General features: G+C 68.7%; 12 protein-coding genes. 6 read left to right on the top strand and 6 right to left on the bottom strand.

Annotation, left to right across the window (positions count from 1 at the left end):
- Nucleotides 1–42: 42 nt before the first annotated feature.
- Complete coding sequence (locus IPT68_RS15910) at nucleotides 43–858, bottom strand: hypothetical protein (protein ID WP_189700196.1); 816 nt, start codon at nucleotides 856–858, stop codon at nucleotides 43–45.
- Between the two features lie 349 nt (nucleotides 859–1207).
- Entirely contained in the window at nucleotides 1208–1936 is a 729-nt protein-coding gene (locus tag IPT68_RS15905; protein ID WP_189700195.1) for a hypothetical protein, read from the bottom strand.
- Between the two features lie 87 nt (nucleotides 1937–2023).
- Between IPT68_RS15905 and IPT68_RS15900 the strand changes: the two genes are divergently transcribed.
- Nucleotides 2024–2182 carry a hypothetical protein gene (locus tag IPT68_RS15900; RefSeq protein ID WP_189700194.1) on the top strand — a complete coding sequence of 53 codons (159 nt, stop codon included), beginning with the start codon at nucleotides 2024–2026 and terminating at the stop codon, nucleotides 2180–2182.
- Between the two features lie 536 nt (nucleotides 2183–2718).
- Here the strand turns inward: IPT68_RS15900 and IPT68_RS15895 are convergent.
- Nucleotides 2719–3927, bottom strand: coding sequence for a hypothetical protein (locus IPT68_RS15895; RefSeq protein ID WP_189700193.1), 1209 nt, complete (start codon nucleotides 3925–3927; stop codon nucleotides 2719–2721).
- 705 nt (nucleotides 3928–4632) lie between these two features.
- Here IPT68_RS15895 and IPT68_RS15890 point away from each other — a divergent pair.
- Nucleotides 4633–5337: a hypothetical protein gene (locus IPT68_RS15890; protein ID WP_189700192.1), complete on the top strand. Its 705-nt coding sequence runs from the start codon at nucleotides 4633–4635 to the stop codon at nucleotides 5335–5337.
- A 153-nt stretch (nucleotides 5338–5490) separates the two neighbouring features.
- On the opposite strand, the gene IPT68_RS15885 is transcribed toward IPT68_RS15890, so the two are convergent.
- Nucleotides 5491–5895, bottom strand: coding sequence for a hypothetical protein (locus tag IPT68_RS15885; protein ID WP_189700191.1), 405 nt, complete (start codon nucleotides 5893–5895; stop codon nucleotides 5491–5493).
- A 1406-nt stretch (nucleotides 5896–7301) separates the two neighbouring features.
- On the opposite strand from IPT68_RS15885, the gene IPT68_RS15880 reads away from it, so the two are divergent.
- Nucleotides 7302–8144 carry an alpha/beta fold hydrolase gene (locus IPT68_RS15880; RefSeq protein ID WP_189700190.1) on the top strand — a complete coding sequence of 281 codons (843 nt, stop codon included), beginning with the start codon at nucleotides 7302–7304 and terminating at the stop codon, nucleotides 8142–8144.
- A 508-nt stretch (nucleotides 8145–8652) separates the two neighbouring features.
- Here the strand turns inward: IPT68_RS15880 and IPT68_RS15875 are convergent.
- The gene (locus IPT68_RS15875) at nucleotides 8653–9219 is read right to left on the bottom strand and encodes a Uma2 family endonuclease (protein ID WP_189700189.1); all 567 of its coding nucleotides are present in this window, start codon (nucleotides 9217–9219) and stop codon (nucleotides 8653–8655) included.
- A 45-nt stretch (nucleotides 9220–9264) separates the two neighbouring features.
- Nucleotides 9265–10569: a transposase domain-containing protein gene (locus tag IPT68_RS15870; RefSeq protein WP_194074099.1), complete on the bottom strand. Its 1305-nt coding sequence runs from the start codon at nucleotides 10567–10569 to the stop codon at nucleotides 9265–9267.
- 505 nt (nucleotides 10570–11074) lie between these two features.
- On the opposite strand from IPT68_RS15870, the gene IPT68_RS15865 reads away from it, so the two are divergent.
- The 3 genes from IPT68_RS15865 (at nucleotide 11075) to IPT68_RS15855 (ending at nucleotide 13150) form a co-directional block, all read left to right on the top strand.
- Nucleotides 11075–11833, top strand: a complete 759-nt coding sequence (locus IPT68_RS15865; RefSeq protein WP_189700187.1) for a hypothetical protein — start codon at nucleotides 11075–11077, stop codon at nucleotides 11831–11833.
- A 192-nt stretch (nucleotides 11834–12025) separates the two neighbouring features.
- Nucleotides 12026–12421 (top strand): hypothetical protein, encoded by a 396-nt coding sequence (locus IPT68_RS15860; RefSeq protein ID WP_189700186.1) that lies wholly within the window; start codon nucleotides 12026–12028, stop codon nucleotides 12419–12421.
- 510 nt (nucleotides 12422–12931) lie between these two features.
- Nucleotides 12932–13150: a hypothetical protein gene (locus tag IPT68_RS15855; RefSeq protein WP_228040491.1), complete on the top strand. Its 219-nt coding sequence runs from the start codon at nucleotides 12932–12934 to the stop codon at nucleotides 13148–13150.
- Nucleotides 13151–13328 lie beyond the last annotated feature (178 nt).

Raw genomic sequence — 13328 nt, 5'->3', positions numbered from 1 at the left:
TGTGGGCGAACCGAAGGGATGTCGCTGCCCGTTCAGCTCCGCCTAGCTCCTGCGGAGGGACACGTCGGCCGTCCCGAGGCCGGTGACGACCGTGTGCCCGTACACCGGGTCCGTCGCCTGTCCCTTGAACTCGACGACGGCGTCGCCCTTTTCGAAGGGGACCGAGCCGCTCGGTGTCGCCGTCGCCGTCCAGGCGGCAGGCGTGCCCGGGGCGCAGTCGACCCGCGTGTAGTACGAGGCGGTCGCCAGGCCGCTCCTGCCGACCTGGTCGATCCTGCCGTTCACCAGCACGTCTGCCGGTTCGGTGCAGGTCACGGTGCCGTGCACGGTGGCCTTGCCGTCGATGCCGACGGTGCCGGTGGCGGCCACGTCGACGTCCAGCGCCAGCTCGGCGGGCGGCGGGGGATTCGTGAGATGGACCTGACCGGTGAGTCCGGGGTCGTGGCCGACGCAGTTCTGCTCGAAGCTCGCGTCCAGGGCCTCCACGTAGCCACGCGGTCCGAGGACCATGCGGTCGATGGTGAAGGACCCCTCGGACTCGCAGCCGTAGAACGTGCCGCTGACGGAGAGCCGCGGCGCGCCGAACGCCGGGGTGTCGGACGCGCCGGTGTACGTCCCCGGGGCCAGCTGCTCGCCGTACGCGGCCCCCATCACGACGTCCCAGCGGTCGCCGTTGGCGCCCAGGACGATGACGGTGAGCCGGTTCATGGCGTCGTCCCACCCGGCGTACATGGCGTCGGCCGCGCCTTCGCCGTCGGTGTACGCGTAGGAGTAGCCGCCGCCGACGGGGTCCCCGACCTCGCTGACGACGCTGAAGGTGCCGGATTCCATCTCGACGGCACGGGCCGGGGAACTCACGAGAAAGCCCGTTGCGAGCGCTCCGACGGCCAGGGACGCGCCGATGCTTTTGCGGAGTCGGTTTAACGCGCGTGTCGTGACACGCATACTCATGTCCCCCCAAAGGGTGATCGACGAGCTCGTAGGAGCTCCTGCCGTGGGGGGCGGCGCGAGGAGTATGGCAACCGCGCGGTGATCTTCACAACCCCCAAGATCAGTAGCGGTGGGGGTTGGCCGGGGTGGGTGAGGGGGTTGGGCGCGTGGGCGTTCACCTGGGTCGACGTCCGCTGTCGTCGATGTCGGGCGCGGGTGTGAGCCCTCGCGGCTGGCGCCGTCGAGGCGTTGGAGCCGTCACCATGTCACCCGGAGGTCAGTGCTTGAGGCGACCGCACTCGGCCGGGTAGAGGGCGGAGCCCGGAGCGGGGTCCGGCGGCGTGTCCGTGAGGTGGACCCATGCGGCGCCCGACGCGTCGGCCGTCAGCGCGTCGATCCGGACGGTCGGTGCGGGGTGCCCGGAAGGCGGGGTGTGCAGTTCGGCTTCGACCGGTGTCCGGAACGCCGTGCCTTCGAGGACGGCGAGCGCGGCGATGCCGGTCGGACCGTCGCCGGGCTGCAGCTCCGTCTCTTCGACGGTCAGCCGCCAGTGAAGGTCCGCCTCCCCCAGGACGTGCTTGCCGTAGCGGCCGTGGGCGAGGAGAGCGCCGCGACGGCCGCGGATGAGCCGCGCGATGGCGCAGCAGAGCGGGACACCGGCGCCGTAGGGGGTGTCCACCCGGGTGTATCCGGCCGGCGGGAAGCTGTCCAGCGCCTCCGACAGGAGCCCCAGAGCCGCGTCCTTGACGCGTGGTCGCCGGCCGTGCTCGACGAGATCCAGCAGGGCGGGGGTGGCGGCGTGGGCCGCCGGGAAGACCATGCCGGCGTGACCGCAGACGAAGCCGCCACCGGCGAGGAGGGCCGCCGCGTCGCCGGTCTCGTTGGCGGTGGTGGAGACCGCCAACAGCCTCAGCGCGCGAGCGACCCGTTCGGGATCGTCGTACGAGCGCTGCGTCGGGTTGGGAATCGCGGACCAGTCCACGGCGTCTATGGCGTCAAGGGACACGCTCGCATTGTGCCTGACGCATCCGCAGTTGAACGCGTTCAAAAATGCTGCCAACATGGACTGCGTCGATCCAGGGAGGGGACGGCCGTGCGAATCCGCGCATCCGGCATCGCCGGGAGGCGACCCACGAGGTCCGTCGTCTGCCTGCTCGCCCTCGCCCCATCCCTCGCGCTCGCCCTCGCGGGATGCAACCCGCACATGTACGACAGCGTGCCCGCACTGCGTGACGCGAGCCGGCGGAAGTGACGGGATCCTGGCTGGGCTACGACCGGACGAACGTCGTCCTCCGGCCCGACGGAACGGCCGACATCCGTCTTCTGGACGGGCAGGAAGGGGACTTCTACGACAGGTGGCGTCTGACGGGGACGGGAAGCTGGAAGCTGACCGACGAACGGGTCGGTTGGACCGATGGCCAGCATGTCCGACTGACGCTCACCACGCGCCAGGCGGTGACGGTTCGCCCGCCGGAACGCGGCGAGAGGGCGTACTCGCCCGCGGAGCACCACCCGGCGCCCAGGACCCACACGTGGACGTTCGAGTTGATGCGCGACGACGAGGAGGCACTCGTGCTCTATTACTTCTTCGGCGACCCGGACTCGCGGAGCAGATACATCCTGGAGAGGCGGGAGTCCTGGTCGACACACACTCGCCGCGCCCGGCGCGCGCGTCCGCCGTCTGATCTTCGCGACGAAGGGCCGGCCAGGAAGGTCGAGGCTCCCCGGCCGGCCCTTCACCGTGCCCGCATCGGCTCTCCGTGGTCGTCCGGCGTCAGCCGTTCGACGTCAACGGCTCGCCCTCACCGCCTGCGACGTCGCCGCACGGAACGACTCGGTCGCCTCGAAGTGCGCGCGGAAGTAACCGCGTCCCGCCTGGGGGATGTCGACCGAGAAGGCGTGGGGGCTGCCGGACCCGGCCTCCGTCGTGAGCAGGTCCGTCCACTCCTCACCGTCACGCGAGTACTGGATGTGCACCGGGATGGTGGCGGGCGTCCAGCCGTCGGGGAAGTCCATCTCACCCTCGACGTGCACACCCTGGCCCTTCGTGCGGATGGCAGAGAACGAGCTGAAGACCGAGGCGCGCAGAACGGTGATCTCGGCGCTGTTCGCGGAGGCGGCGGCGATGAACGGGTCGTCGCTGTGCGACGCCACGCGGAAGCTGCCGGTCTCCCACGGGACGTGGTCGAAGGAAACCTTGCCGTCCGCACCCGTCGTGAAGTAACCGACGCTGGTGAACTGGCCGCCGGCGGAGGGCTCGAAGAGGACCCCGCCGCTCTGGCCCTCGAAGGGCACCCAGCCCTGCGCGGTTTCGCGCTCCAGCGTCGCCGTGAGGGTGACCTGCTGTCCGAAGTTGATCGTCCGGGCCTCCGCCGGGGACTGGACGGTCCAGCGCGTGGCCACCTGACGGACACCGATGGGTACCAGTGGGGACTCGCCGTACACGACGAAGGGGTGCTCGCCGGAGTGCCGGTAGACCGCCTGGATCGGCACCGCGTCGTTCACGGTGACGGTGCCGGAGAAGCGTCCGTCCGCGTCGGTACGGACGGTGCTCTCCGTCCAGTAGTCCACGTCCAGGTCCACCGCGTGGTCCGCCAGGGGCTTCAGCTCGCGGGTCCCCGGCCATCGCCCCTTCAGCGTTCCGTCGACGCGCACCTGACGGTTGTCGATGTCGACCTCCGCGCGGTCGGTGCGCACGTCCTCGAACACGGCCGCGACGTAGTAGGCGAGCGATCCCGCGGAGGTGTCGGTCGTACGGTCGCCGTCGGCGTCCGTGGCCTCGACGCCGACGGTGTAGTTGCCCAGTTCGGCGAGGCTGACGGGCTGCTTCGTGTGCCATACGCCGTTGTCCGGCGTGCCGGAGACGAGAGCGAAGGCGTCGTTCTCCAGGACGGCCACTTCCTGCTGTGTGGCGACGGAGACGAGGCGGGCCCTGATGTCCGTGATGGGGCTGTCGGAGCTGATACTGACGGCCAGGGTGCCGAGGTCCTCCGACACGCTGCTCGCCCAACGGACCTCAGGAGCCTGACCCTCTGCGGAGTGCGCTGCCGGTGTGCCGGCCAACAGAAGTGCGACGGTGCCGATGGCGGCCCACGCCGCCCGTCTTGTGAACATCGATCCCCCCAGGGACGGTCGAAAAGCGAGGCGCGATCCGCGATCCCCCCCGCGTGCCGGCGGCGGCGTCGCGACTGAACGCCCTTTCTATCGCACGGGCGTGCCATCGGGCTCGTGAGTTTGCGTCATGCACCGCGCCTGCTCCCACGGCGTGGAGCAGGCGCCCGGCGTCCAGGTGGGCGCACCACGTCCGCGGCGCGGATTGTCAGTGGCTCCGGCTAGGGTCTCGTCCGCGCGGTCGGCTTCCGAGGTGTCCAGCTCTGTAGAGCAGCTGCATCCCCGATTCTGTCCGGGGGCGGCCCGGGTTCGACCCGGGACCCAACCGACGGTCGGGCATCGTCGATGGCCAAGAGTGAGACCTGTCAGCGCCGGCCGCCCACCAAAGCCGTACGCGACGTGCGGCCGCGCGGACGGCCGGACGAGGACGGGGCGATGCGTCACCGGCGTCGGCTTGGCGTGCTGTGCGACTGAGGATGGCGGGGCGCATGCGCGAGTGAAGGTCCTGCGCGGCAGGCGTTCGTCGCCACCAAGCACTGGGCAATGGACGCACCGGCTGGGGCGCTTGCCGATCGGAGGATGATGTGCGGTATGGCGAAGGTGGCGGGCTCGGGTGCTGATGACACCCAAGGGTGGGCACGGCGTTTGGCGTGGGCTCACGATCTGATCGCACCGGAGGCCGCCGAGCGTGCGGCTGCACTCGTACGCCTGGCCGGCGCTCGCGCCGAGGTCCGCAGTGCTCGGGCTCGCTTCAACAGGGCCTGGCGACTGACCTCGCCTCTGGGACACGAGGCGCAGTACCGGGATCCGGTTCTCGTGGCCGCGCTGGAGGCTTGTGGCGAGGCCGAGAGTCGTTGTCTGCCGGAAGCGCTGTGGAGGACGCCGATCTCCGGAGGTGTCGAGACGTGGCCGGGGCTGCCCTTCGCGCTGCTCTTCCTGGAATGGGAGGCTCGGTTCCCGCAGGAGTGGACGCAGCACGCCAAGGCATGGGGTACGAAGCAGGCACTCATACGGAGATTGGCGGCCAGTGAGCACGGCGAAGCGCTCGAAGGCAAACTCGTCGATCTCGTGGATCTCGTGGTCCAGCGTGCCTACCGGTGCAAGGACCGTGAATACGTGCGTCTGGCACGGGCCGTGGACGGAGCCGATGTGCGCGGCAGACTCGACAGGGCTCGCCACTCGGACAATCCGTGGGCGCAGCTTCACGCGCGTTACGTGCTGCGGCTGCTCGACCATCCCGAGATACCCAACACCCGACACGTCTGGCGCACATGGCTCGCTGATCCCGGTCCGTAACCACGTGCATGACCAACCGCCCGCGAGGGGTGCGTCCGGCTGTGGACGAGGCTGCGGCGCCCGGAAGTTCCGGCGCGGAGGGCAGACGAAGTCAGATGACCAAGGGCCACCTGGGCACGTCCCGGGCGGCCCTTGTCGTCGAGGCGAACACCCTTACTTGAGGCTGAACGCTTGCGTTTCTGTGGTTCCCGGCGGCCTCGTGATCTTGAAGCTCTTGCCGAACGTGTGCTTGTCGCCGTCGTCATCGACGCAGGTGACCTTGGCGTTGGCCGACAAGCCCTTCTTCGGAACCTGGGTGAAGGTCAGCGAGAAGGATTCCGCAACGTCCTCGCCCGGGAGTTGGTCGGCCTTGGCCGTCTTGCCCTTGGGGGTGATCGTCACCGCGTCCGGTGACGCGTCCTCGAACCGCTCACAGCTCACGGTTCCGGATACCTTGACCCTTCCCGAATTCGGGTCGGCCTGTGCGGTACCGGTTGCCGCCAGGGGAACGGCGACTCCCAACGAGGCCACGGCCACAGCGGAGCCGATCAACCTTTTCGTCCTGCTGCTGAAACGCATGTCAGTCTCCACTCATCTGCTTCGGACCGCGTTGACGAGGACACCCTGCGAAGTGGACTCGGGGCGTCGTGTCAAGTCGCCACATTCGGTGTGTCGTCGCGTGAGTTCGCGCGCTTGACACGAAAAGCCCGTGCCCGACCTCGGCCTGCTCGTTCGTGGAGGCGGTCGTGCTACGCACTGGATGGCGCTGAGTGCCATGTGGCCGGTGCCTTCCGGCCTCCGGCGCCGACACTCTGCCTCTTGCCGGCTACGGCTACTGCAGACGCGGCGCCTGTCATTCGACCGTATCCAGCGCACGTCGGTATGTCCACTTGTGGGCTAATCGACACAAATTGATTCCTCAACTGTCCCCACATGAACGAGGAGAGGGCGATTTCAAAGCGCTCGGTAACGCAGTGACGCGCGACTACTTCCCGGAACCCGCCGCAGCAAGCCAGGAGACCTGATGCCCCGCGAGGGCGAGGCGTGGGGGCCACCGCTGCGTCCGCGCCGCCTGAGCCCCGCATCCGCTCACGGTGGAGCACGTACGGCACTGGCTGCCCGAGTGCGAGGACAGCTTCGCCAACTTGCTTCGGGCGCGGCCTGGTTCGCGGACGACGTGGCTCACCCGCTCGGCCGTTGCCCTTCCGGCCGTCCAGTGCGTCGGAGTGGGATGGCTTTCCGTCACCTGCTCCGAGTTCCAGGACTTCGGCGCGGTCCGTCCGGTTGCACCTGTGCCGACCGGTCAAGGGGAATGCTGAGGGCAGAGGCCATGCGGACTCACGGCGCGCTCCGGCACGCACATGGAGAGCCCGGGCCCTGCCTGCCATCCCGTTGGGTCGGGCACGCGACGGGGGCGGTCGGGTCGCGGCTCACCGTCCGCGACGCCGGCACCCCCACCATGGTCCACCCTTCGAACCCGGAGCGGAGGACGACCAGCACGACCGACCCGCGGGTCGGTCTCCGTCACCGTCGCCCGTCAGCCTTCGTCGGTGTCGCTGAACCGTTGCAGAGCCGCTTGCAGACGCTCGGCACGGTGGGGCGCGAAAGCAGTCGCACGTGACTTGTGAGCGTGCTCGGGAACCGGTGTACGGCCGACCGCACGGCCCTGTCGACCACCGGGGCATCGGCGGCGTCAGCCCTTCCTCAGGTCGTGGCCGCTGAGCCTGCCCGGCAGAGTCCGAGTGGTCGGACCGCGTGGCCCTCCAGCGGTGCGCTCCGCGGTCTGGACATCGGGGGCGCCCGCCCGCCTTCCATTTCGATGCATGTCACACATACAGCACGTGCCTTGTCATAAGGGCTGACAGCAGGACGGAACCTGTGGCCCATGATCGGCTTCCCCATGACGTGCGGCAGCACCCCGCCCTGCTGCGGCCATGTCCACCTGTCCGGATGTGGCTGGAATCTCCGCCTCGAAAGGGCCCTCCATGAATCTTCACGCGCGTTATCGGCGTGCCCGCACTCCTCTCACCCTCATAGCCACGGCGGCTGTAGCCACCGGCCTCTTCGCTACGTCGGTCGGCCCGGCGAGCGCCGCCAAGACCGCTGCCTCGAAGGCCGACAAGCCGACCGTCGTGCTCGTCCATGGCGCGTTCGCCGACTCCTCCAGCTGGAACGGCGTCATCGAGAGGCTGAAGGAGGAGGGCTACCCGGTGGTGGCCGCGGCCAACCCGTTGCGGAGCCTGAGCAAGGACGCCGCCTCCGTCAAGGACCTGCTGGCCACCATCGACGGGCCGGTGATTCTTGTCGGGCACTCCTACGGCGGAGCGGTGATCAGCAACGCCGCCTACGGCTCCGACAAGGTCAAGGCACTGGTGTACGCCAACGGCTTCGCCCCCGACAAGGGCGAGAGCGCCAACGAACTGGCGAGCAAGTTCGAGGGCAGCGTCATCGGCGACGTTCTGCGTCCGGTCCCGATCACCAACCCCGACGGCTCCAAGGACGTCGACCTCTACATCGACCAGTCCAAGTTCCACCAGGCGTTCGGTGCGGATGTCCCGGCGAAGACCGCCGGTCTGATGGCGGTCACCCAGCGTCCCGGGACCGGCACGGCCCTGAACGAGCCTTCCGGTGAGCCCGCCTGGAAGGCCATCCCTTCCTGGGCCCTCGTGGGCACCAATGACAAGATCATCCCGCGGGAGCTTCAGGTCTACATGGCCGAGCGCGCCAATGCCCACATCAAGGAGATCGACTCCTCCCACGCTGTGACCGTGTCCCACCCGGACGCCGTCACCGACATCATCGAAAAGGCGGCGCGAACGGTCCGCTGACCGGCACGCCCAGCAGGGCGGGGTGGTGAGCGGTGCCGCCCCGCCCGCTTGTCGTGAACTGCCACCGGTGCCGATGAGGGCCTGCAGGCCGGCTGGTCTCGTGGTGGTGCTTGAGTCTCCGGCGGCGCTGGCGCGCCCGGCCTCGAGCGGCATGTCCCGCCCCACGGTCAGGTGGTCGAAGCTGAAGGGGCGGGCGAGCAAGGGGAGGCTGAAGCCCTGCCCAGTACGGGCAATCAGGGGTACCCCAACGCCAGCCGCCATAGGGGCGCTTGGCAAAGGCCCTGGACCATGATCGGTCCGGGGCCTTCCGGCTGGTGCCCCGGCAGGATTCGAACCTGCGACACCCGCTTGAGGAGTGGGATCGAATCCTTGCCGGGCGGTGCCTGGCACTGCCGGGCGGTGCTGTTTCCCCTGGTCAGAACCGCGCGGCGAGCCACTTGATCCGGCTCATGCCGCCCTGTGCCGGGCCGTCCGCTCACGCGCTGCCGACTGCGGAGCAGTGCGTGGGTCAGACCTGGCCGAGGTCGATCTCCACCGGGAAGGGGGCCGCTGCCTTGAGCACGCCGGTGAACACATCTCCGTCCCGGTAGGTCTTCGTCGCGGGGTCAAGAACGTAGGTGTACACGAGAGGAACGCCTGTCGCGGCCTGCTCGATCCGCCAGTAGAAGCCGATGCCTGCCTTGGCGTACTGGTCGACCTTCACGATCCGGTCGGTGGTCTCCGAGCCCGGCGACACCACCTCCGCGACCAGCAGCACGTGCTCAGGGCGGGTGGGGGTGATGTCGATCGTGTTTGCGCGGTACACGATGACGTCCGGGCGGCGATTGGTGAGCGGGACGTCTTGAAGCCGGACGTCGAAGTCAGTGTCGGCGTTCCACTCCGTGCCCGCGGCGGCATCCAGGGCGTTCGCCAGAATCCGGGCGAGCCGGTTGTGCCGCTTGGACGCGCTCGGACTCACGACGACCATCCCGTCCACGATCTCGATGCCGGCGCACTGCTCCTCGGACCAGGAGTCGTACTCCTCCGCCGTGATCTGCTCATGCATCCATGCCGGGGCCACCATCTCGGCCGTCATGAAGCACCTCCTGGACGCTGTGCTGCGGGCCCGATCCCACTGGACTCAGCGTACTGTCTGCCACCCGTCCGGCATGCTGCTCTCGAGCGCGCCCACCGAGCCTTCGTCGAGAAAGTACGGGGTGTTCACTTCACCGCCCCAGCCCCGGCCCCGGCCCGGCGCTCTACTGATCGTCGGCGGTGTGGGGAGCACGTCCGTGCGGGCCATGCAGGAGGAGGCGACCGGCGACGTCGTGGTGCTGCACCAGGTCACAGTGTGGCCGAGGCCGTGCTGCTGAACGAGGTGCGCCACGTGGTCGCGCTGCGGGGTGGACGGCTCCACCTGCTCACCGGCCGGACCGGCGAGCACGGCGCCCCACCGCCGTTCAGCCTGCACCACCTGATCCCCGATACCACCGAACGCGACGTGTTCGTCTGCGACCCGCCTGCCTGCCGTGACCAGGGCCGTGCTCGCCAGCCCGCGAGACCTATGAGTTCCATTGGGCAGGTACACGCCGAAAGATCGGCCCGGGCCTGAACGCGGGTTTCCTCCCTGGGGCCACAGGCCGTCGGTTCGCCGAGAGTCGGGACGAGCGCCGCCAAACGGCCGAAAGTGCGGCCGCAGCGTGGCCGGCGAGCTGCTAGACCGTGACAAGGAACGGGCTGTGTCGCACCTGAGTACGGCCTCCCCGGCGGGAACCCCGCACAGCCGAAGGACGCGAACACCGATGCCGACGGGACGCAGGCAGGGCGATGGCGACCACCGCAAGCGAGGGCCCGCCAGGACATCCCGCAAGCCAAGCCTGAATCCCCGGTCCAGCAGCACGACCATGCCCTGGCGCATCGAGCGCGTCAGACGACGTCCGAGGACCGGCTCGCCGGGCTTGCGGGGGCCGAAGACCGCGTCGATGACCGCGCGGGTGCCGCAGGCCACCAGGGCGATGAGCAGGACCTGCGGATAGCCGGAGGCGGCGGTGTACTGGTTGGCTCCCTCGCCCAGCCTGGCCCGCACGGCCGGGTCGTCGGCCACGTCCAGGTACGTGCCGTCGGCGGCGACCACCAGCAGCCCGGCCCAGCGGGCCCCGGCGGTGCGGACCGCCGACGCCGGGCCGCGCAGCAGGTCGAACAGGGCCCGCAGGGGACGCACCCCGAGCCGGCACCGGGCGTGCCACAGCCCGGTCGCGGTCACCGTCGGCAGGGGCAGCGCCCCAAGGGCGCCGGTCAGCTTGCGCCACACGGCCGGGTAGCCGCACTCCTCGAACAGCGCGGCGGCCAGCAGCAGGTAGACCACCACCCGGGCCGGCAGTTTCCGCAGCCGTTGCTCAGTGGTGCCGCAGCCGGCGAGGACGTCATCGACCATCTCGAACGGCACGATCTGCGTCAGCTCGCCCAGATGGCCCGGAGCGAAGATGTCTTCGGCTACCGCGATCTCACGGGTAATGCCAGACTGTCCGGACAGCGGAGCCTCCGGTCTTTGTGAACGGCTTGTCTTGGTCGACTGCCAGTTCTACCGGGGCTCCGCTTCTCGTATCCAGCGATCCCGCAGATCAGGGCCTATGGACACCGATCCAACAGTCATAACTTCATGGCCTTGGCCTTTTGGCTGGTGCCCCGGCAGGATCCGAACCTGCGACACCCGCTTAAGAGTTCGATCAGGGCCCCGTGTGCGCGCACGGGCGCCGCATACGGTTGTCGGCGGCCACCGCAGTCCGTGGCCGCTGATCTCAATGTGGGATGTCAGCGGAACAGTTCCGGCACTGGGCAGGCTTGCAACGGCTCTTCCGGTCGGTCGGCCCCGCCTCACCGGACATGCCGACCGGCACACATCCCCAGCGATCGACAGGTCGGCGAAAGTGTGCTTGCGGCAGTCTGCTTGGATGCCGGAGATGACGACGAGTTCTCCTGTTCCCCGCGCAGACGACGCCGATTCCGACCGCCTGAAGGCACTGCTGGAACGTGCTGCCACGGGCCGGGACAGTCAGGCCTGGAGCGACCTCTGGACGGAGCTGTACCACAACGGCTCTCTGGACGTCACCCATCCGCTGGTGCTGCACACGCTGGCCGACATGGCGGAGGCCGACAAAGCCGGCGTGGCGGCTTCGGCCCTCCACCTGGCCGGCGCCCTTCTCGTCCAGGCCGACCAGCGGTACGAGACCCGGTACCTGCGGCACCAGCACGCGCCGGAAGTCGCACGCCTCCTGGGCGCCGCAAACCGGTGGCGGCAGAACACCGCCGACCGGAACGACTACTGCTATCTGGTTGAGGCGGTCCTGAACCTGGAGGGCGACATCCACTGGGCAGAGGGCTTGGTCTGGGGCGTCGTCAGTGAGGAATACGAGCTCGAGTGCCCCGATCCCGACGGGTGCGCGTCGCTGTGGGTGATGATCGGAGAGCGAGGCTTCTTCAGCGCGGCGGAGGACTATGCCCTCTCCGACGACCACGTCGAGACCTTCCCTCTCCATCCGGCCGATCCTCGCGCCATGGAAGGTCTCGGCCGGCGCCTCTACGACCTTGCCCTGGCCGACGGCCATGAGGAAGTCGCGCGCGCCTTGACTTATGCCTTCGGTGAGGCGACCTGCCCGGAGTGTCAGCAGCGTTTCTCCGTCGTCGGGCAGGTCGTCGCCTCTTCCAGCTGAGAACCGCGTCGGGGTGGCGGGGTGTGAACCCACGACCTCTTCGTCCCGAAGCAACTTGGGCCAGGCCTCTGCCTTGTCCTCCCGCTCCGGCATTCACACCTGACGCCCGCTTGAGGATGCAGGCACTCTTCGTCAACATCCTGGCGCTCATCGTCAACGACTTCCTGGTCGGTCATCGGCAAGATCCTCGCTATGAAGACGACCAAGCGAATCGCCGTCATCGGCATGGCAACTGCTGGCCTCGCCGCCACCGCACTGGTTACGGCTCCCACCGCCTCGGCCACCTCATACAACGGGTGCGGATGGCCCCGCGTCTGCTTCTACATGACCGACAGCAACTGGTACAACGGCAGCCCCACAGCCGCGTACCAGGACGTCACAACCTCGTACCAGAACCTCGGCACCAGCAGCCGCGGCGCCAACTGGGTCTACAACAGCCGCAACGACGATCGGGCATACCTCCGTTACGTCTACGACAGCACCGGCGCAACCGGTTACAGGTGTCTTCCGCCGAATCACTACCAGCAATTCCCCTCGGGCTACACCGTGACCGGCATCAGGATCGACACCGCCTCCACCTGTCCCTGAGCCTGTCCGCACGTCCGGAGCCCGGATCCTTCTCACCCATCGTCTTGACACCGCGTGGCGCGAGTCACTGGGGTCGAATCCCACACCAGCCGCGCTTCCCGCGCACGCCACGCTCGGCCGGCACTCGCGAACGGCGCCCCCTCCGGCGGTGACTGCCGTCAATTGCTGCCGACAAAAGGCCCCGGACCGTGATGGTCCGGGGCCTTTTCCTGGTGCCCTCGGGCAGGATGCGAACCTGCGGCACCCGCTTCAGGAGTTCGATCGCTCCTCGGCGCTGGCGGGGAGTCACTCGGCTACGCCGGCCGTGCAGGACCGCCCAGGAGGGCAGGTGTCCGGGGTTGTTGATGTCACCTGTGGATGTCAGAACGGTGCAACCGCCCGCGTTCGCCGGCACGATGATCCTGTGGTTGACCTGGAGCGCATCAGAGCAGAGAGCGTGGCGTACTTCCGATCTCTTGATGAGGGGGCCACCCTGCGGCATCACTTTCGCCAGTCGACGAGGAGGGCGGCTTGTGGTACTTCGAGGCCGTACCCGACCGTGGTGAGTTGATCGCCATCAAGCAGGCCGAGCTGACTCCGGCCGGCCGACTCCACCGGTACAGCTGGGAGTACCTGGAGGACGAGCACGGGTTCCTGACGGACCAGGCGCTCCACCCCGAAGAGGACCCGCTGGAAGCCATCCCGGCCGAAGAGTTCCAGCGGGTGTGGACTCATGATGAGGATCTCTGAAAACGGCCAAGGACGCTCTTCCCTCCACTTCGTTGCAGCTTGAAGCGAGTGGGGAATCTGGGGAGCGAAGAGCACGTGCGAGGGCCCGGCGACCGAAGGTCGCCGGGCCCGGTTGATCAGTGACGGTCAGGCGAAGTCGTTGCCCGCGGTGCTCACGGAGTCCGCCGCAGGGAGGTGA

The sequence above is a fragment of the Streptomyces chromofuscus genome, from assembly GCF_015160875.1.
GTDB classification, from domain to species: domain Bacteria; phylum Actinomycetota; class Actinomycetes; order Streptomycetales; family Streptomycetaceae; genus Streptomyces; species Streptomyces chromofuscus.
Note: the sequence above shows the minus strand (reverse complement) of the source record. Positions and strands in the feature narration are given on the sequence as shown.